At 64.3% G+C, this 18,183-nt stretch carries 20 protein-coding genes; 8 read left to right on the forward strand and 12 right to left on the reverse strand.

The features are described 5' to 3' along the window. Positions 1-72: 72 nt before the first annotated feature. Positions 73-2,094 (forward strand): fatty acid desaturase, encoded by a 2,022-nt coding sequence (locus ADBZ9O_RS02430; protein WP_526528055.1) that lies wholly within the window; start codon positions 73-75, stop codon positions 2,092-2,094. Between the two features lie 18 nt (positions 2,095-2,112). Here ADBZ9O_RS02430 and ADBZ9O_RS02435 read toward each other — a convergent pair whose 3' ends face one another. Beyond that, positions 2,113-3,144, reverse strand: a complete 1,032-nt coding sequence (locus ADBZ9O_RS02435; RefSeq protein ID WP_526528057.1) for a quinone oxidoreductase family protein — start codon at positions 3,142-3,144, stop codon at positions 2,113-2,115. Between the two features lie 201 nt (positions 3,145-3,345). On the opposite strand from ADBZ9O_RS02435, the gene ADBZ9O_RS02440 reads away from it, so the two are divergent. After that, the gene (locus ADBZ9O_RS02440; protein WP_526528059.1) at positions 3,346-3,804 is read left to right on the forward strand and encodes a MarR family winged helix-turn-helix transcriptional regulator; all 459 of its coding nucleotides are present in this window, start codon (positions 3,346-3,348) and stop codon (positions 3,802-3,804) included. Positions 3,805-3,982: 178 nt separating this feature from the next. Continuing rightward, entirely contained in the window at positions 3,983-4,126 is a 144-nt protein-coding gene (locus ADBZ9O_RS02445; protein WP_526528061.1) for a hypothetical protein, read from the forward strand. A gap of 69 nt (positions 4,127-4,195) precedes the next feature. Here the strand turns inward: ADBZ9O_RS02445 and ADBZ9O_RS02450 are convergent, their stop codons facing one another. The 6 genes from ADBZ9O_RS02450 to ADBZ9O_RS02475 are packed head-to-tail and all read right to left on the reverse strand — an operon-like array spanning position 4,196 to position 7,483. Continuing rightward, positions 4,196-4,981, reverse strand: coding sequence for a CbtA family protein (locus ADBZ9O_RS02450; RefSeq protein ID WP_526528063.1), 786 nt, complete (start codon positions 4,979-4,981; stop codon positions 4,196-4,198). Between the two features lie 14 nt (positions 4,982-4,995). Beyond that, positions 4,996-5,208, reverse strand: a complete 213-nt coding sequence (locus ADBZ9O_RS02455; RefSeq protein WP_526528065.1) for a CbtB domain-containing protein — start codon at positions 5,206-5,208, stop codon at positions 4,996-4,998. Positions 5,209-5,218: 10 nt separating this feature from the next. Then, entirely contained in the window at positions 5,219-5,575 is a 357-nt protein-coding gene (locus ADBZ9O_RS02460; RefSeq protein ID WP_526528067.1) for a nitrile hydratase accessory protein, read from the reverse strand. After that, entirely contained in the window at positions 5,572-6,210 is a 639-nt protein-coding gene (gene nthA, locus ADBZ9O_RS02465; RefSeq protein ID WP_526528069.1) for a nitrile hydratase subunit alpha, read from the reverse strand. Before nthA ends, ADBZ9O_RS02460 begins: the two co-directional genes overlap by 4 nt. A 5-nt stretch (positions 6,211-6,215) precedes the next feature. Further along, entirely contained in the window at positions 6,216-6,971 is a 756-nt protein-coding gene (gene nthB / locus ADBZ9O_RS02470) for a nitrile hydratase subunit beta (protein ID WP_526528071.1), read from the reverse strand. Then, a complete protein-coding gene (locus tag ADBZ9O_RS02475; RefSeq protein ID WP_526528073.1) occupies positions 6,968-7,483 on the reverse strand; it encodes a DUF1097 family protein in 516 nt (171 codons plus the stop codon). The genes nthB and ADBZ9O_RS02475 overlap by 4 nt, the downstream gene beginning before the upstream one ends. A gap of 228 nt (positions 7,484-7,711) precedes the next feature. On the opposite strand from ADBZ9O_RS02475, the gene ADBZ9O_RS02480 reads away from it, so the two are divergent. Next, positions 7,712-8,758, forward strand: coding sequence for a GlxA family transcriptional regulator (locus ADBZ9O_RS02480; RefSeq protein WP_526528075.1), 1,047 nt, complete (start codon positions 7,712-7,714; stop codon positions 8,756-8,758). 26 nt (positions 8,759-8,784) lie between these two features. Here the strand turns inward: ADBZ9O_RS02480 and budA are convergent, their stop codons facing one another. From budA to ADBZ9O_RS02495, 3 genes are all read right to left on the reverse strand, one after another. Then, the gene (budA, locus tag ADBZ9O_RS02485) at positions 8,785-9,603 is read right to left on the reverse strand and encodes an acetolactate decarboxylase (RefSeq protein WP_526528076.1); all 819 of its coding nucleotides are present in this window, start codon (positions 9,601-9,603) and stop codon (positions 8,785-8,787) included. 6 nt (positions 9,604-9,609) lie between these two features. After that, a complete protein-coding gene (alsS, locus tag ADBZ9O_RS02490; RefSeq protein ID WP_526528078.1) occupies positions 9,610-11,280 on the reverse strand; it encodes an acetolactate synthase AlsS in 1,671 nt (556 codons plus the stop codon). Positions 11,281-11,464: 184 nt separating this feature from the next. After that, complete coding sequence (locus tag ADBZ9O_RS02495) at positions 11,465-12,721, reverse strand: MgtC/SapB family protein (RefSeq protein ID WP_526528080.1); 1,257 nt, start codon at positions 12,719-12,721, stop codon at positions 11,465-11,467. A gap of 201 nt (positions 12,722-12,922) precedes the next feature. Between ADBZ9O_RS02495 and ADBZ9O_RS02500 the strand changes: the two genes are divergently transcribed. The 4 genes from ADBZ9O_RS02500 to ADBZ9O_RS02515 all read left to right on the forward strand — a co-directional run bounded on the left by ADBZ9O_RS02500 (position 12,923) and on the right by ADBZ9O_RS02515 (position 15,956). Then, positions 12,923-13,843 (forward strand): serine hydrolase, encoded by a 921-nt coding sequence (locus tag ADBZ9O_RS02500; protein ID WP_526528082.1) that lies wholly within the window; start codon positions 12,923-12,925, stop codon positions 13,841-13,843. A gap of 64 nt (positions 13,844-13,907) precedes the next feature. Next, the gene (locus ADBZ9O_RS02505; RefSeq protein ID WP_526528084.1) at positions 13,908-14,342 is read left to right on the forward strand and encodes a DUF4174 domain-containing protein; all 435 of its coding nucleotides are present in this window, start codon (positions 13,908-13,910) and stop codon (positions 14,340-14,342) included. A gap of 94 nt (positions 14,343-14,436) precedes the next feature. Then, positions 14,437-15,054 carry a CIA30 family protein gene (locus ADBZ9O_RS02510; RefSeq protein WP_526528086.1) on the forward strand — a complete coding sequence of 206 codons (618 nt, stop codon included), beginning with the start codon at positions 14,437-14,439 and terminating at the stop codon, positions 15,052-15,054. Positions 15,055-15,149: 95 nt separating this feature from the next. Then, positions 15,150-15,956 carry a glycoside hydrolase domain-containing protein gene (locus ADBZ9O_RS02515; protein ID WP_526528088.1) on the forward strand — a complete coding sequence of 269 codons (807 nt, stop codon included), beginning with the start codon at positions 15,150-15,152 and terminating at the stop codon, positions 15,954-15,956. A gap of 23 nt (positions 15,957-15,979) precedes the next feature. Here ADBZ9O_RS02515 and ADBZ9O_RS02520 read toward each other — a convergent pair whose 3' ends face one another. Both ADBZ9O_RS02520 and ADBZ9O_RS02525 read right to left on the reverse strand, forming a co-directional pair. After that, positions 15,980-17,347, reverse strand: a complete 1,368-nt coding sequence (locus ADBZ9O_RS02520; RefSeq protein ID WP_526528090.1) for a cation:proton antiporter — start codon at positions 17,345-17,347, stop codon at positions 15,980-15,982. Beyond that, a complete protein-coding gene (locus ADBZ9O_RS02525; protein ID WP_526528092.1) occupies positions 17,347-18,159 on the reverse strand; it encodes an ABC transporter permease in 813 nt (270 codons plus the stop codon). Before ADBZ9O_RS02525 ends, ADBZ9O_RS02520 begins: the two co-directional genes overlap by 1 nt. Positions 18,160-18,183: the final 24 nt, after the last annotated feature.

Below are 18,183 nucleotides of genomic sequence, written 5' to 3' on the forward strand. Positions count from 1 at the left end.
GAGGCGACCCATAGCGTTGTGCTGAGCGGTTCTCTACACCGCGGCCGATAGCGAGAAGCTTGGAGAAAACCCGTGTCCATCGCAGCAGCATTGGATGACACCACGACGGCATCGCCCGACCGCCACGGATTGCCAGATCCGGGCGCACCGGTGCCCAAGCTGGCGCTACCGACAGTGGCGCTCCTCGTGGCCGGGTGGACGGCCTTCGTGGCATCGACCGTCGGCTATCTCCACGGCTGGTTGCCTGCCGCAGTGACCATCGCGATCAACGCCGTGGTGACGTTCGTGATGTTCACCGTCAGCCACGATGCGATCCACTACGCGATCAGCAGCACCCGTTGGGTCAACGGGCTCGTCGGACGGCTGGCCTTTGCGCTGGTGGTCCCGGTCATTTCATTCCCGACCTATGCGTTCATCCACATCACGCACCACCGTTATGCCAACGATGACGACAACGATCCCGATGCCTGGGCCGCGCATTCCCGGTGGTGGCAGATGCCGCTGCGCTGGCCCTTTCCCGAGCTGCTGTACGGCGGCTTTATCCTCCGAACCTTGCGCAGCCGGCCGAAGCCCGAGGTGGCCGAGACGTTGGGGTTCCTCACGGTGTGCTTGTCCGCGCTGATCCTGGCGATCACCACTGGTCACTTTTGGACGCTGGCGGTGGTGTTCCTGATCCCCCAACGCATCGGGCTCATCGTCCTGGTGTGGTGGTTCGACTGGCTGCCGCATCACGGGCTGGCCGACACCCAGCGCAGCAATCGCTACGGCGCCACCCGGGCCCGGGTGGGCATGGAATGGCTGTACACCCCGCTGATGCTGTCGCAGAACTACCACCTGGTGCATCACCTGCATCCGTCGGTGCCGTTCTATCGGTACCGAAAAACCTGGCAGCGCAACGAGGAAGCGTATCTGGAGCGTGACGCTGCGATTGCCACGGTGTTCGGCCAGCGCCTCAACGCGGGCGAGTACCGGGAATGGAGACGGCTCAACAGCAAGCTCGGCCGGGTGGTGCCGGTTCGCATGCCACCGCGGTCAAGCGCCCCGCACGCGGTACTGCACCGCGTGCCGGTGGCCTCGGTTGATCCGATCACCGCCGACAGCACCCTGGTGACCTTCGCCGTGCCCGAAGCGTTGCGCGACGAGTTCCGGTTCCAACCCGGCCAGCACATCACCGTTCGCACCAACCTCGGTGGCGAAGACGTCCGTCGCAGCTACTCGATCTGCGCACCCGCCACCCGCGCCCAACTGCGTATCGCGGTCAAACACATTCCTGGGGGCGCATTTTCGACCCTGGTCGCCAACGAACTCAAAGCCGGCGATGTCCTGGAGCTGATGACCCCCAGTGGCAGGTTCGGCACTGTCCTGGACCCGCTGGCACAACGGCACTACGTGGGGCTGGTGTCCGGCAGCGGAATCACGCCGGTGTTGTCGATCCTGGAAACGGCGCTGGAAGTCGAGACCGAAAGCCGGTTCACCCTGATCTACGGCAACCGCACCACGGAGTCGACGATGTTCCGCCACGATCTCGCCCGGCTGGAGGCCCGTTACGCTGACCGGTTGGAGATCACCGACGTGCTGTCCGGCGAGCCGCTGCACATCCCGACACTGTGCGGACGGATCGACCGGGAGAGGCTGCAGCGGCTGCTGGACACCAGTTTGGCGCCCGATACCGTCGACGAGTGGTTCGTGTGTGGCCCGATCGGGATGAGCACCACCGCAAGAGATCTCCTGCTCGACCGTGGTGTCGCCGACGAGCGCATCCACCTGGAGCTGTTCACCGGCTATCCCCAACCCAGCACAGCTAATCGCGACTATTCTTCTGCCACAGTCACTTTCACGTTGTCCGGACAGCAGGCGACGGTCGATCTGGCTCCCGGAGACTCCATCCTGGAGGGTGCGTTACACATCCGCAGTGACGCTCCCTACTCCTGCATGGGCGGCGCCTGCGGTACCTGCCGCGCCAAGCTGCTGCACGGCACGGTGGAGATGGACCAGAACTTCGCCCTCGGACCCGCCGACTTGGAGGCCGGCTATGTGCTGACGTGTCAGGCGCATCCGACGAGCCCGACGGTGTCGGTCGACTACGACGCTTGAGCAAGGAGCGGGATGGAGTTAATCAACCTCTTCCCATGGCAATAACACGCATTTGCCCGTCGTTTGCCGGTCCTCGATGAGCCGGTGCGCCGTTGCGGCCTGCGATAAAGGCAGTTGCGGACCGAGCTGGATGCGGAGCCGCTTGGCTGCCACGTGGTCAGCGAGTTCAGCGAGCGCATCGGTCATTTCACGCGGGTCACCATGAAGGTAGGGATAGAGGCTGAAGAATCCCAGCGTCTGATTGCCGAACAGCCGTCCAGCTGCGAACTCGGCCTCGAAATCGATGACAGGAGTTGTCTTATCGGCCCCACCGTAGGCACTCAGCCGGCCGAAGGGCGCCAGCGACGCGATCGCTTGGGTGAACGCGCTTCCCCCGACGTTGACCAGCGCGGCGTCGACTCCGCGGCCACCGGTAGCGTCCAACACATCGGCGCTCCAGTTGGGTTGTGTGTAGTCGATACACGCGTCAGCACCCAGTTCGGAGACCATCTTGCGTTTCACCGCCGAACTTGCCGCACCGATCACCGGTCGTGCACCCCGGATCTTGGCGAGCTGCACGGCAATCGAACCCAGGCCTCCCGCCGCAGCGAGGATCAGCACCGACTCGCCAGAGCCGAGGCGTACGCCATCGCGAAGCAAAAAGTGGGCAGTCAATCCTTGGACCAGCAAGGCGGTACTCTCCGCGTAACCGAGCCCGGCGGGCAGTGGACGCACCGCTTCTGCCGCCGCGACAACGTACTGTGCGTACGCGGCGGGTTCGGCTCCGGAGAGGAATCCAAAAACTCGGTCGCCAACCGCAACGTGTGAGACACCGTCGCCGACCGCCTCCACCCGGCCAGCGAACTCCGCCCCCAGGATGTGGGGTAACGCCGGCTGAAACGGGTAGTTGTTGCGTCGCTGGTCGATATCGGCGAAGTTGACTCCGGCCGCCTCGTTGCGCACCAGCACCTGATCGGCACCCGCCTGCGGAATGGGGACGTCTTCGTAGACGAGGCACTCCGGTGGCCCGTACTGGTGGATTCTGACAGCCTTCATCGTACCGGTGGTCATTGATGTCTCCTCGTTCGAAAAGTGTTACAGAGGTTGGGTTGTCCGAAAGCGCGCCGCCTTGCCAAGCCAGGCTTTGGGTCGTCTTTGAGAGTCACACGCGAGCGCGCCCCGAGCGACGATCCGGATTTAGTTGGTAACATCAAACTATAGTCATACTAGTTGGTTGATGCCAACTAACTTTCACGGGAGCGGATAGGCCAGATGTCGAAGCCGGAACAGCCCACCCAACGCATCCACGCGGCGATGCCCAAGCTGGTCCGCTTCATGAGCCGCGCCGAGACACGCAACAAACTGTTGGGTGAAGCCGGCCGCGACTTGACACCCATCGACGTCGACCTGCTACGAACCATCGTTGCCAACGGACCGGTGCGGGCGTCTGATCTATCCGACTGGCAGGCCGTCGACAAATCCACCATCGCCCTGCAGGTTCGTCGCCTCGTGCGGCGCGAATTGATAGCGCGGCAAACCGATCCCACCGACCGACGGGCAGTGCTACTCACTGCGACTACGCAGGGACAGAAGACCTGTCAGCGAATGGAATCGACTGGAGTCGAGGTGCTCGCCGCCGCGATCAAGAAGTGGCCAAAGCAAGACCAGGTCATGTTCGCCACATTGTTCTGCCGGTTCGTCGACGACCTGACCGATACTCCGACAGAGTAGGCGGCCACGACCCCCGCAGTATCCGGAGTGGAGATAGCGCAACAGCAAGCTCGGTGTTGCCGATTCGCATGCCCCCGTTCGCACCAACTTCGGCGGCGAAGACGCCGTTCGAGGACTCCGCGCGGCGCCGAACGCTCGTGGATTTCGTAGTTGGCCGTCGGACGCCCAGGACACCTACGTGCAGATGATGACGTACTACGACGTGCACGGACTTCCCGCAGGCAACCTCGACGACCTGCCGAAGGTATTGCCGCGGCCGGCCACCAGTTACGAACAGTTCGCGCGCCGTATCGCCGCAGCGCACGGGGTTGCCACACCATAAGGTCACGGTTGACCCGGGGCGCGGGCTGAAGGTGCCAATGCCCGTGGCCTAGTGGACACCGCCCCTACGTCAAAGGCTCGCCGCGAATGCTCGGCGCGCCTGGGCATGTGCGTGTTCGGCGTGGAGACGACCGATCAATGCGGTGAGCACGACAGTGACCGTTGCCCACAGTGCGGTGAGGGTGATCAGCGACGCCAGCCGGAAATCCCAGAGCACATCCCCTGGGAAGTCCCCGATCTCGTCGACGGTCGGCATCAGCGCACTGGCGACGGCCACCACCGACACGTACACACCGGCTCCGATGAGCACCGCAGCCTGAACTCCCCGGGAGTCAAGCAACTTCGTCGCCAGGACCGTGCATGCGGCTGCGGCGGCCACCGATATCACCAGGAAGGTGAAATACAGGACGGTGCGCTCACCGATGGTCTCGCCCGAACCGACCGCCGGCGGGGTGGCCGGATATTTGAGGAACGGTATCAGTACCACCGACACGTAGCCGATGGCGCCCATAAGAGCAGTAGAGGTCCCCGGGGACAGCTGCCTGATACGACCCATCACTCCGGCGGCCACCAGGGCAAGAATCCCGCCAATCGTCACACCGATCGTCACGGTCCCGGTGGCCAGGCCCCACGTCGACTGGTCCTGGCGGCTGACGACCGCGGTGTCTTCGTCGTGTGAGTGAGCTGCGACTGCACCGTCGGCGTCGCTATGGTGGTCGGCAGGCCCGCCTGACTCTTCGATCGCAATTGCCCTGTCTACGTGCGGCTCCCCCACAACGTAGGCGACGGCGAACGCGGCGAAACCTGCCACCAGGCCCGCCAGCAGTCCGCGAATCAAGAAGGCACGTGCGTTCATCAGTGGCTCGGTACTCAGTGGCATGGGTAGCCCAGCAAGTGCCTGGCGTCGTGGACCCATTCATGGACCCCGGTTCCCGACAGCATCGAGACGGCACCCTGCTCGGTGCTGATGAAGAACACTGCCAGCAGCGCGAGCAGTCCGAAGAAGACGGCCCATGGCACGATCTTTGCCAACGGGATCGAGGGGATGTCCATCCCCGGGGTGACGGTGGTGCTGTGTGTCATCTTGTCTCCTTTAACTATTCGAGTCGTGGTCATGGTCATGGTCGTGATCCCGCTCGCGCGGACCGACGTAACCGTCGGCGAGTAGACCGTGCTCGTCGATCACCCGCTGCAGCGCCGCCACCCAGTGGTCGTAGTACTCCCAGGAGCTGGCGGCCTTACCCTCTTTCTCCCAGGTGTCGATCGACCGGATCAGTTCGCCCTGGAAGTCGTCCCAGCTGTAATGGTCGAACTCCGACAACGCCACGGCCAGCCCGAACGCTCGCCGTTGCCAATCCTCCTGGAATGTCGGCTGATTCGTGTCAGTGACGCAGCTGTCATGGAAGCGGACCTTGCCCGAATCGTCGTACTCGACCTCGCTGGTGGTCATACTGCGCTCCCCACTGCGACGGGGGGCTCGACGACCGCCACCCCGATCATGGATTCGGTGGTGACGAGGGCGGCGAGCTCTTCTTCGGTCAAGCCGTCAGTACCTTCAGGTCGGGAGGGCACGACGAACCACCGAGAATGTCCGCTGGAATCCCAGACTCTGACCTCGGTGTCCTCAGCGAGCGGTACGCCGAGTTCGGTGAGAACAGCTCGTGGCTCACGCGCTGCCCTGGCCCGGAACACCGGATCCTTGTACCAGTAGGGCGGGAGGCCGAGGACCGGCCAGGGAAAGCATGAGCACAACGTGCAGATGACGAGATTGTGCACGCCCGGTTTGTTGACGACGGCGGCGATATGCTCGCCCTCGGCGCCGGCCATGCCATCAGGTAGGTCCAGCTGCGCGATAGCCGCAGGCGCATCGCTAGCCAGCAGAGCGGCGAATTCATCGTCCACCCACGCCCGGGCCACGATCTTCTGGCCATTGAGCGGCGTCATCTCAGACTCGAAGTAGCCGAGCACCTTGTCTACCGTGGTGCTGGTGATGACTCCCTTCTCGATCAGAAGGGCTTCTAGCGCTTGAACTTTCGCGGCACTCGCCGACTCGCGGTCGGACGGATATGCGAACTGATCGGCCATCGCGTCTATGCCTCTTCTGTGTGGGGAGCTGCGGTCAGGTACGGCTCGTAAAGCTCTGCGTACACGGGGCTGCCATGCGTTTCCGTCATCGCACCCCACAGCACGGCAGGGTCGAACCGGACGATGTAAACCGGCACCGGCTCCCCGAGTCCATCGCCGCCGGTGGAGCAGAAGTAGGTGTAGTTGCCCTCGGCGACCGACTCCACCACGCCTTCGTGACCGCGCAGAAAGCCGGGCAGACGGGTGTGGTCGCCCGACGGTGGATTGGCAATGACGATGGTGTCCCCGACCTCGAATCGAGGCGTCGCGGGTCCTCGCCGGGGTGAATCCCCCTCTCGCAGATACCGAATGACCTGATCGTCGATGGCCTCCGCGGCCTCCTCGGACAGGAGGGCGTCGGCCGCACTGCGGTTCTGCTCGATGGCCGTGGCGAGTTCGTCCTCGGTCAGATAGCCCTGTTCAACGCAGTACCCGCTGATACCACCCAACCACTTCTCGTAGTAGCGAAACTTGAAGTAGTCGAACGGGTTCATCGACTCGGCGCCCTTGCGAAGGTCGGCCCACGTCCACGTCGTGCGGAACGATGTGCCTGCCGAGTCGAGGTCGTAGCCGGGTAGCGCTCCCCGCAGTGAGTCACTCAAACCCATCAAGGCGGTGTGGATGCCGAAGATGCGTTTTTCCCACTCCTCGACGAACACCCTCTTCTCGAAGTCGACGGGCCCGAGCCCCTCGAGTCCTCCGAGTGTGTGCTGCAGCTTCATGCTGTGGCTTCCTCACTTTCGTGCCGAGTGGTGGTCAGGACATTGGCGAGGGCTTCCGAGGCAAGCCCGAAGAGTCCGCCGAGCAGCATGGCCGTCACGACGATCAGCACGGGGTGCCCGATGGAATCGGTGTAGAGCATTTCCCGGCCGGTGACCGCGGTGGTGCCCACCGTGGATGCGAAGCCCCACACGATCGCCGGGATTGCGGTCAGCAGCGGGACCCTCGACACCGCCACCATGAGTGCGCTGCCGATACCGACGACGACGCCGGTCAGCCAGACCCCGAGGTCCGCCTGCTGTGCAATGAGCAGGCACAGTGACGCGATGGCGATCCCGGTCAGGTTGCTCGCCGCCGATTGCAGCAGTCCTCGCGGTCCGCCGCCAAGGATGAAAAAGGACGCCCAGGCGATGAACACCACCCATACGGGCACCTGGATGACCATCGCGGTCAACCACACCGCGACGGCGCCGAGAATTCCGATGCTCAGCGTCAAAGCATTCTTTTCCGACACGCGGACCACCTCTAAACTCGCACGGCAGCAACAGCATTCGTCGAATGCTGGCTTTATTGCATGAGTTGTCAACGCCGACAACGGGAAGCAGGAAGAGATGCGCGATCAGGCGCAATGCTGCGGTAACAGAACCCGGTTACGTTGATCGTGGTTCTCCCAGATCGCCGGTGACCTGTGCAGTTGAGTGTCGTACGCGAGCGGGGCAGACGGAAGGGCAGCACCGGACAGATGGCCGACGATTCCAGACACAACTCGAACGCTCCAAGAACAGTGGTCTTCGCTCTGTACAACAAGGTGACGTTGCAGGACGTGGCGGCGCCGTTGGAGATCTTCGCGCGCGCCAACGACTTTGGGGCACAGTATCGGGTCATCCTGGCCTCGCCCACCGGCGAGGCTGTCGCCACAACCGCCTACGCGTCGCTCAACGCGGATATGCCGTTAGCCGATGTTCCAGACCTCATCGACACGCTCATCGTGCCTGGCGGAGTGCCACCCGCCTTTACCTTCACCCCCGGTGAACACGACATCCCCGAAGAACAGACACCGGACGGCAACGCGTGCGCGCTGGAAATGGTGCGCGTACTCGCGCCCAGGGCGCGCCGTGTCGCCTCGGTGTGTACCGGCGCGTTCGTACTCGCCGCCCTCGGGCTGCTCGACGGCCGACGTGCGACCACACATTGGGCGCACTGCCAGGCGCTCGCCGCCAACTATCCCAGGGTCGAGGTCGATCCAGACTCACTCTTCGTCCAGGACGGTCCTTTCATGACCGGGGCCGGGATCAGCGCGGGCACAGATATGGCGCTTGCGCTGGTGGAAAGCGACTACGGTCCCGCCGTGGCCCGCCGCGTAGCGCGCTGGATGGTCGTCTTCCTCCAACGCCCCGGCGGGCAGGCCCAATTCAGCGTCTGGGCTCAATCAGCGCTGCCAGTCACGAAGAGTCTCCGCGAAATCCTGGACTCCATCGTTGCCGATCCCGGGGCCGATCATTCCAATGCGGCGATAGCAGCTCGTGCGGCGGTCAGTGAGCGCCACCTGGTACGCATGTTCGGGGATCAGGTCGGGATGACACCGGCCCGGTTCGTCGAGCAGGCCCGCATGGAAGCCGCGAAAGTGCTTCTGGCGACCGAGGACAGCAGCCAAGAGGCCGTCGCGCATCGCGCCGGCTTTGGCGGTTCGGACACGATGCGGCGGACCTTCCAACGCAATCTCGGCATTTCCCCCGGGACCTATCGCAGTCGATTCCGCACGACCGGCATCGACCAGTACACGGGCTGAGCGAATCTGCCGGTTGCCGGAATCTCTTAGGCGCCGCCTTCGGCTTTGCGGATCTGTTCGTCGACGGCTCCGGCTGCGGGCATCGGGGTGGTCAGGAATGCTCCCGACTGCGGCAGGCTTAGGTGTAGCGCAGTGATGGTATCGATCGCGACGGCGCCGGCAGTGAGTGTGAAGTCGAGGCAGTGGCCGCCGTGGGTGCGGCTCTCATCGAGAAAGTGCAGGTGGTAGCCGGCCACGGTGATCCCCTGCTCGTAGCTGGGACTGAGATAGCCGGCGAGTGTTCCCGTGATGTCGGTGAACGTGGCCTCGGCTTGCCCGTCGGTGGCCTCGGTCAACGTGGGATAGGGCTTGTGCTGTCGTGCGACGGTGCGTGTCGCGACGGTGCTGAAGTGGCCGGTGATCCGGACTGCATACGTCAGATTAGGGCTCGGAATCTGTTCGGAGACAAGGGCATCGAGTTGGTGGTACGTCATCGGCGTGTCCACAGTCACGGTGGTCTGCGGGTGGAAGTTCGTCACCGCGGCGAACGGTGTCTGCTCGGTGTCCGACGCGACCCTGGCCGTCCCGTCTGATCGTAGGTGATAGCAGGTTCCGTCGAGGACGATCATCTCACCGTCGAGGCTGTTGAAAGTCCCCAGCCCGAAGTCACCGTGGGTGAGAAGCTCGCCGATGGTGACCTCGCCGTCGTAGACGCCGCCCAGCAGCGCGTCCAGCGTTGAGTACTGAAATACCTCACGGGCGGAATCGGTCGTCTGCGGCGTGCTCGATGTTGCCGATGCGAGTGGCAGGTGGTGGTGAAACACCCTGGCAATTCGGGCGATTCGGCCCTGGGGTTGGTCAGTCATCGTGGCTCAGTGGAACGCATCGTCGTGGAGTTGCTGCCCCAGGTCACTGTTGTGACTGTAGTCCACGGGTACGTCGATAATGCTCACCCCGGGCTCGGCCAGCGCCGTCCGGAGCGTGCTGACGAACTCTGCCATCGAATTCACGCGGTAGCCGTGCGCCCCGAATGCGGCGGCGTAGCTGACGGTGTCGTAGGAGCCGAGTTGAATTCCGGAGGTGCGGCCGTACTTCATCACCTCTTGGAAGGCGACCATGTCGTAGGTGTCGTCGCGCAGAATGATGTGGGTCAGCGTCACCCCCAGCCGGTGCGCGGTCTCGAGTTCCTGTGCGGAGAAAAGGAATCCGCCATCACCGGATACCGAGACGATCTGCGTGCCCGGCCGCACCAAGGCTGCCGCGATGGCCCACGGCAGCGCGACACCGAGGGTCTGTTGGCCATTGGAGAACAACAGGTGTCGGGGCTGGTAGCACCGGAAGTGCCGGGCCATGTAGATGTAGTTCGAGCCCACGTCGCATGCGACGGTAGCGTCGTCGGCGAGATGCTCGCGCAGGGCGAGGACGACGGCGGCCGGGTTGAGTCCGAGATCGCTTTCACCTGTTGCTCTTGCCTTGTCATCGATGCTGGTGAGTCGATCGCGCTGCTCAGCGATGGCGCTGTTTACCTCGGCATCGAGTCGCAGGCCGGACAGCAGCGGTTCGAGCTCGCCCAGGGTCGCTGCGATATCTCCGCGCAGTTCGATGGCCGGCTGATAGTGGTTGTCGATATCAGCGGGCAGGGTGTCGATGTGGATGATCGCGCGGGCATCATCGGTATTCCACAGCGCAGCGTCGTACTCGACTGGGTCATAGCCCACGGCGATGACGACGTCGGCGCGGGCGAGCATCACATCGCCGGGTTGGTTGCGGAAGAGTCCGACCCTGCCCAGGTAATGCGTCTCGTGTTCGCGCGAGACCACGCCGGCGGCCTGGAATGTCTCCACGACGGGCAGATCGGTGGCTGCGATCAGTTGATGCAATACCTCGATGACATCGGGGTCGGCCCCTCGGTCGCCGACGAGCAGGACAGGCCAGCGTGCTGCGCGGACAGCCTCCGCTGCCCGGGTGATATCGGCGGTAGGCGCAGGCCCGAGCCGGGGAACCGTCGGTATCGCCGTCAGAGCTGCGGATGTCTGGGCAGCGGCCACATCGGCGGGGAGCACCACCGCGGTGGCTCCGCGCGGGCTGGTAGCAGCGATGCGGAAGGCGTTGGCCATCGTTTCGGCGACATCATCAGGCGCAGCGACCTCACCGACGAATTTGGTGACCGTGCGCAGAAGTCCTGCGGCATCCATGGATTGGTGGGTGCGCTTGAGACGCTGGTCGCGAGGGACTGCACCGCAGATCGCCACCACCGGGTCTTGTTCGGTGGTGGCGGTGACCAGCCCGGTCGCCAGATTCGTGGTACCCGGGCCTGAGGTCACCAGCACCACGCCAGGTGTGCCCGTCAACCGGCCGATCGCCGCGGCCATGAACGCGGCGTTCTGTTCATGGCGGCAGACGACCAGTTCGGCGGACGCGTCGAGCAGGGCATCGAAGACGGCGTCGATCTTTGCCCCGGGGATGCCGAACACGTACCGGACACCGGCAAGGTCGAGCGCCTCAACAACCCGCTGCGCCGAGCGAACCGGCGTCGTATCCATCTGTCATCTCCTGCGTCTGGTCGTGGGAGGCCAGCCTACGAGAACGCCGTTACGACGGCATGCCTGGTCGACGACATTGGCACCTCGGCGCCCGAAATCGCTTGTGGATGAGCGTTCTTCGTGACCGAACTCATATCTGGCGACACACATTTCCGCTCGACGATGCGGGGGCCGTGCATTGAATTCAGACCGTAGTCACGGCTGCAGCAAGGGCGAGGCCGAACACCGCGGCGGGTAACACCATGCCCACAAGGAATCCGAATCCGAAGCGGCGACCGCCGGCGGCGAAGGCCAGGACAATCTTGACGAGCAGATTGGATCCCAATGCGACACCGACCGCAACGAGCGCGGTGCCTACGGTGATGTCGCCCTTTGCGGCGAGGCTGGCGGCGGCAACCGAGCCGGCGTGGGCGTCGGCGAGCCCCGCGGCGAACGCCGCAAGAACTGCTCCGTTGGGGCCAAGGACGTCCGCGCCCCAACGGGCGACCAGTAGGGCGAGGGTCAGCACTGCGGCCAGGAGGAGGGCGGGCCGCAGCGCAAAGGGCCGGCTGGGTGGCACCGCTTCAACGTCCCCGACCTCAGCGGCATCCTCCTGATGGGTTCGGGTGGCGCTCCGGTAGACGCCGGCGGCGATCGCGACAAGCACCACCGCCCCGGCGACCACCGGGGGCCACAGGCGGCGCAGCACCTCGACGTCCACGAGACCGATGACAACAATCAATTGCACGAAGGTGGCGAGGCTGGCCAGAAGCGCACCGGCCAGCGGTGCCCGCCAACTCGCGGCCGTCCTGCTGAGCCGACCCATCGACGCCGTCGTTGCGCTCGCCGAGATGAACCCACCGGCCAGACCGGTGACGAGCAGACCTCGCTCGGGCCCGAGCGCCCTGACGCCGATGTAGCCAACCCAGCCGATACCGGTGAGTAGCACGACGAGCAACCACACCTTCGATGGATTGAGGACGCCGTAGGGCCCGATTCCCCGATCGGGTAGCAGCGGCAGGATGACGAAGGCGACGACGAGGAACTTGATGGCGTCCTCTAGTTCGACTTCGCTGACGATTTCGCGGGCGAACTGGTGTATGCGCGTCTTTGACACCAGCAGGCCCGCGACGACGACGGCGAGAGCCACGGCCACTGCCGGGCGGGAGTACGCGAGCACACCGAGCAAGTACGCGACGAGCCCGGCGATCTCTGTAGTGGTTCCGGGGTCTTCTTCGCTGGTGCGAAAGTAGGCGAACGCCAGTATTGCGCCAACAGCGACCAGACCTGCCACGACGGTCCAGTTGTCCACACTTGCGGCGACGGCCCCGACCAGGGACAGCAGTGCGAACGACCGCGATCCGGCGGAGAGCTTGTGGGCGTGACTGCGTTCCCGCTCCAAGCCGAGAAGCAGTCCGATGGCCAGCGCCACGAGGAACGGCTGGATCTGCAGCCAGCTCATCACGACCCCCGTTCGCCGAACTACCAGGACACTATGCGCGAAACCTACACAGTGACCAGGACTCGGCAACGTACGTGCTCATCGGCCATCAGCCACCGGCCTCGCGGCCCCGGCACCCTATGAGTGAGCCGTTTAGTCTGGGGTAACCGATGGGCAGAGCATCAGCCGCTCCCCTGGTTCATGGTCACTCGAAGGAGATTTATGCGTCGGCGGCTTCCGAAGTGGGCGATGAGCGGCATCGCGCTTGTCTGTGTAGCGCTACTCGTCAACGGTTGTGAGGCACAGGTCTGGGGCGAGCCGCCGACCTCTGCGAACGTCCCGCAGGCGCCAATCGCCGCCCCGCAGGCCCCGCTGCCCGAAGCCCCACCCGCAGAGCCCGCGGCGTCATTCGACGGGCTTGACGCCCGCGTGCGGCAAGCCACCGCCGACGCGGCCAAGTCCGGGGCCGACATCGAGACCGTGGTGTTGGACCGCGACACCGGCCAGATCGTCTCCAACGGAGACAACAAGCCCTTCCCGATCGCGTCCGTGGTGAAGCTGTTCATCGCCGACGACCTGCTGCTGCAGGAGGCGCAGGGCAAGACCCAACTATCACCCGCCGACCGCGCGTCACTGGACATCATGTTGCGCTCCTCCGACGACGGCGCAGCCCAGAGTTTCTGGGACCGCAGCGGCGGAAACGCCATCATCGGGCGCATCAAGGCGCGGTACGGGTTGGCTGGCACGACGGCACCGTCCAACGGACACTGGGACGTCACGCAGAGCACCGCAAGCGATCTCGTCCGCTACTACGCCAAGCTGTTGGACGGCACCGGCGGGCTACCACCCGAGCAGGCCAACGTCATCGTCGGCGACCTCGCGCAATCCACCCCGACGGGGACCGACGGGTACCCGCAGCGGTTCGGCATCCCCGACGGGCTCTATGCCGAGCCGGTGGCGGTCAAGCAGGGCTGGTTCTGCTGCTGGAGCGGGGCCAATCAATTGCACGTTTCCACCGGCGCGATCGGCGCCGATCGCCGCTACGTGTTGGCGATCAGCTCCCTGGAACCGGACGATGCCGCCGACGCCCGTGAGACCGTCACCCAGGCCGTCAAGACGATGTTCCCTGGCGGGAGGATCTAATGGCCAGAGCCGGGTTTCGATAGTGGTAAACCGCAGGGTCCGGCGACTCAACCTGAGCGCGCTCATGCTGATTGTTTTGATCGTCGGCAGTGTGTTCGGATCAGCTAGTGCCGTGGCTGCCGAACTCAGTGACTATCGTTGGGAACGACGCCCATTGCTGCTGTTCGCGCCAACGGACAACGATCCAAGGCTTGCCGAAGCGCTGCGCCGAATCGAGGCCAGTCGCTGTGAGTTTGTCGATCGCGACATGGTCATCGGCCTCGTGGTGGCAGAGGGCAAAAGCACGCTCGATGGCCACGTCCTCAACACCGATGAGTCACAGCGGTTGACGAAACAGTTTGCGATTGGTGACAACACCTTCAGCGCGCTGTTGATCGGAAAGGACGGCGGCGAGAAACTGCGCTTCAACGAAGTACCGGATCTTCAAGCCATCTATGCCGTCATCGACGGTATGCCCATGCGAAACAGCGAAATGACTGCTGACCCAAGCCGGTGTTGATGTCGCAGAAAGCACCCTGATGGGAATGTGTCAGACCCACGCATTCAGCAGTCATCGTTTGCGGCGTGCGCACTTGGGTATCGTGTTCTCCTGCTTGGCTTTTCTGATTGTGTCCTGTGGGAACACCGGGCGAACGGCCAACGCAGACGAACCCACAAACGCGCCGGAGAGTCCTCGCTCGTCGGCGCAGGCAATCGATCCTGACGAGCCCGGCGTCGTTCTCGTCGACCTTGATGACGCCGGCGAGGTGGCCACCTGGACAACGGTCAACGACCCCGTCATGGGCGGTATGTCCACCTCGAGGGTCACGTTCGGCAATGGTGGCCTCGTATTCTCGGGCAATATCTCGCTGGAGAACAACGGCGGGTTCGCCTCGGTCCGCAGTCCGCAGGACCCCGATATCGGGCGGAGAGCAGCAGGTGCGAAGTCGCTCCGCGTGCACGCTCTTGGCGACGGTAAGACCTACCTGTTGAAGGTGGGCACCGCGGGGCAACCATGGTCCTACGTCCAGCGTTTCGCCACCGAGGCCGCCGCCCAGCGGATCTACGAGCTGCCCGTCGAGGGCTTCCAGCCGGTCGGCATGCGCCTCGATCCCGCACCCAACGCGCCGCAGACTCTGGATCCGTCAACCATCACCCAGGTATCGGTCTACATTCTGGACAAACAGCAGGGCCCCTTCGAACTCACCATCAGCACGATCGACGCCACGTGACGATGCGCCGGCCGAATGACACGATGCGATATCGAAACGGACCCGGCCAGCCGACGCTAGACCGTTAACAGTAGTCACATTGGTAACATCGCCCGGTGCAGGACTTGTCGGGGATTACCAACCTGCGCCCATCGCGTCCGGTTTCCCGGCGCGACGCTCTGCGCTACGTCGCCGCTGCGTCGGCGCTGGCCGGGATGGGTGCCGCAGCAGGTGCTGGCGCGCCCGTGGCGTCGGCCGCCGCCCCCACACTGATCGATTTCGCCATGCGCCAGATTCCGGCCCAGGATATCCGGGCCGCAGGCCACGCCGGGGTGATCAACTACGTCTCGACGTCGCGTCCCGGTTCGTCCTTCGGCGCAAAGCCGATCACCCTGCCCTACGCGCAGTCACTGACCGCCGCCGGGCTGGCGATCGTCAGCAACTACCAATACGGCAAGCCGGGCGGGACCGCACCCTCGGATTTCACCCGGGGGTATGCCGGCGGCGTAGCCGACGCTCGTACCGCCTGGCAGTTGCACACCGCCGCCGGTGGCGGCCGGAGTGCGCCGGTCTTCTTCAGCGTCGACGATGATATCGACCGCGAAGCGTGGAACAACGTTGTGCTGCAATGGTTTCGAGGGATCAATTCGGTGATCGGCGTGCAGCGCACCGGCATCTACGGCGGTGTCAACGCGTGCCAGTGGGCTGCTGCCGACGGAGTGATCGGGCGCTCAGGCTCTCCCGGCAAGGTCTGGGCATGGCAGACGCGGTCGTGGTCGCGGGGCCAGGTCTATCCCGCCGCCGTTCTCTATCAGCGCATCGTTGCCACCGCGTCGAATCCTGGGCCGATAGTCGGCGGCCTCGAAGTCGACGTCAGTGACGCCCTGGCTCAAGATGTCGGCCAGTGGAACCTGCATCCCTGAGGACCGGGATCCGGCGCGGTGGACTACGGACCAGACGGAGCCGAAGCTTGATCTGGAGATAGCTCACCGTGTGGTTCCACCCCGGCCGGGCCGAACTTGGACCCGGCCTTGTGCAGGCGGCGCTCGAACAGTCGCTGCAGCGGGGTGGCGACGAAGGTGGTGATGATCGTCATCAGCGCCAGGATCGTGTAGAGCTTGCCCGAGATCAGTCCGGCCTCAAATCCGATGTTGAGCAGGATGAGTTCCATCAGGCCGCGCGCGTTGGCCAGCGCCCCCATCGAACCGGCTTCATACCAACTCATGCCCTGCCAACGCGCCGCCAGTCCGATCGCACCGAACTTCGCGGCGAAGGAAACGACGAGCACGACGCCCGCCATCAGCAGAGTGGACGGATCCAGTACCAGGCTCAGTTGAGTGTTCAGCCCCGAGTAGATGAAGAAGGCGGGCAGCAGCAGGTAACCGACCAGCGGCTCGAACCGCTCACGGATGGCCTCCAGCAGAGCACCGCGCGGCATGACGGCACCGGCCACGAAAGCCCCGAATACCGAATAGATTCCGACCACATCGGTGAACCAGCTCGCGGTCAGCACCACGAGAAGAACGATGCTCAACTGCGCGATCGGTACACCGCCCGTTCGTTCGAGGTCCGCGCGGGGCGGCGTCCACGTCTCCAGCCGCGCGAGCAGCGGACGGCCGATGTAGACCATGAGCAGCAGATAGGCCAGCCCACCGCCGATTGCCAGCAGCGCGCCGAACACACTCCCCTTTGCCGTCGCCACCACCGTGGCCAACAGAATCCAGGCGCACGCATCGTCAACGGCGGCACACGACAGTGCCATCGTTCCCAACCGGGTGTTGAGGAGTCCGGAGTCGTAGATGATCCACGCCAACATTGGGAACGCCGTAATGGCCACGGCCGCAGCGACAAACAGACCGCCCTGCCAGTGCACGACTTTCTCGGTGAAGTATCCGCCTAGGCTGACCATCCACCATCCGACGAGGCCGCCGAGCACCAGCGGGACGCCGATGCCTGCTGCGGAGGTGATACCGGCCTGCCTGGCGTGCGCGCCGAGGATGTCGAGTTTGAACGACGCCCCCACCAGAAACATGTAGAGCACGAGCCCGAGCTGACCGACGACGTAGATGACCGTGAGGTTCGGGTGGATGAACGTTTCGGCCCCGACGGTCAGCTTCGCGGGAAACAGCCAGTGCTGCGCAGCCGGCCAGACCCAGCCCAATACCGAAGGGCCGAGCAGGAATCCAGCCACCATGATGGCGACCACCTGCACTTGAGCCAGTCGCCGAAACAACGGCCACAACAGTCGGTAGGTCAGGAGTATGACGGCGACCTGGAGGAAAAAATGCGAGGCAATCGACAGAAGTGGAGGCATCAGCGTTTGTCCGACCACCGAAAGACGGACAGGCAGGCCAGTACACCGACGATGGTCCACGCGGCCAGGACCAGGAAGATGCGCCCGTGCTCCCAGCTGCCCGCCGGCTCGAAGACGACCATCTCCGGCGGCAGCAGCACCGATCGGAATCCCTGAGCCATCCATTTGACGGGAAAGATCGATCCGACGATCAGCATCCACGTCGGCAGCACCATCAGTGGCACGTAGGTACCCGAGAGGAACTGCAAACCCACCGCGGGCCCGTTGGTGATCACGGCCGCCGACAGGGCGTTGCTGACCAGGTTACTGACAAAGATGCCAAGCAGTGAACAGCTGAGGATGCCCAGGATGAACACCCACGCCAACGTGAACCACCCGAATGCGTTGGCAGGGAGCGCAAGTCGAAATACCAGCACACCCACCATGAGAAGGATGATGGCCTCGGCGAAACTCGCGATGGCAACCAGCATGATTTTGCCGATGAAGTACGACGACGCCGTTGCCGGCGTCCCGCGCAGTCGCCTCAGGGCACCCGTCTCCCGGTCGGCGGCAATGCCGATGCCGAGGTTGACGAACGACGTCGAGAGGATTCCGTAGGCAATCATGCTCGCGGCGATCACAGCACCGGTACTGGTGTTCGTGCCGGGCAGTTTCGCCGTGAAGATCGAGCCCAACAGAAGGCAGATCACCGCCGGCATCGAGAAGGTCAGGACCAGCTGTTCAGGGCGTCGGTAGAACATTTTGAGCTCGGGCACCACGCGGGACAGCCCAATGCGTATCGGCGACGGCAGGGCTGCCCGTGGGTCGTCCATGCGGTGTCGTGGGGTGACGCTGTT

Origin of the sequence: Mycobacterium sp., assembly GCF_965229105.1 — a bacterium.
Lineage (GTDB): Bacteria > Actinomycetota > Actinomycetes > Mycobacteriales > Mycobacteriaceae > Mycobacterium.

Coding starts and splice junctions, on each gene's coding strand:
- budA (WP_526528076.1), bottom strand. CDS start 9,603: ATGACTGACCAACCCCAGGGCCGAATCGCCCGAATTGCCAGGGTGTTT.
- nthB (WP_526528071.1), bottom strand. CDS start 6,971: ATGAAGCTGCAGCACACACTCGGAGGACTCGAGGGGCTCGGGCCCGTC.
- ADBZ9O_RS02500 (WP_526528082.1), top strand. CDS start 12,923: ATGCGTCGGCGGCTTCCGAAGTGGGCGATGAGCGGCATCGCGCTTGTC.
- ADBZ9O_RS02450 (WP_526528063.1), bottom strand. CDS start 4,981: ATGAACGCACGTGCCTTCTTGATTCGCGGACTGCTGGCGGGCCTGGTG.
- nthA (WP_526528069.1), bottom strand. CDS start 6,210: ATGGCCGATCAGTTCGCATATCCGTCCGACCGCGAGTCGGCGAGTGCC.
- ADBZ9O_RS02520 (WP_526528090.1), bottom strand. CDS start 17,347: ATGCCTCCACTTCTGTCGATTGCCTCGCATTTTTTCCTCCAGGTCGCC.
- ADBZ9O_RS02460 (WP_526528067.1), bottom strand. CDS start 5,575: ATGACCACCAGCGAGGTCGAGTACGACGATTCGGGCAAGGTCCGCTTC.
- ADBZ9O_RS02435 (WP_526528057.1), bottom strand. CDS start 3,144: ATGACCACCGGTACGATGAAGGCTGTCAGAATCCACCAGTACGGGCCA.
- ADBZ9O_RS02505 (WP_526528084.1), top strand. CDS start 13,908: ATGCTGATTGTTTTGATCGTCGGCAGTGTGTTCGGATCAGCTAGTGCC.
- ADBZ9O_RS02440 (WP_526528059.1), top strand. CDS start 3,346: ATGTCGAAGCCGGAACAGCCCACCCAACGCATCCACGCGGCGATGCCC.
- ADBZ9O_RS02480 (WP_526528075.1), top strand. CDS start 7,712: ATGGCCGACGATTCCAGACACAACTCGAACGCTCCAAGAACAGTGGTC.
- ADBZ9O_RS02525 (WP_526528092.1), bottom strand. CDS start 18,159: ATGGACGACCCACGGGCAGCCCTGCCGTCGCCGATACGCATTGGGCTG.
- alsS (WP_526528078.1), bottom strand. CDS start 11,280: ATGGATACGACGCCGGTTCGCTCGGCGCAGCGGGTTGTTGAGGCGCTC.
- ADBZ9O_RS02455 (WP_526528065.1), bottom strand. CDS start 5,208: ATGACACACAGCACCACCGTCACCCCGGGGATGGACATCCCCTCGATC.
- ADBZ9O_RS02495 (WP_526528080.1), bottom strand. CDS start 12,721: ATGAGCTGGCTGCAGATCCAGCCGTTCCTCGTGGCGCTGGCCATCGGA.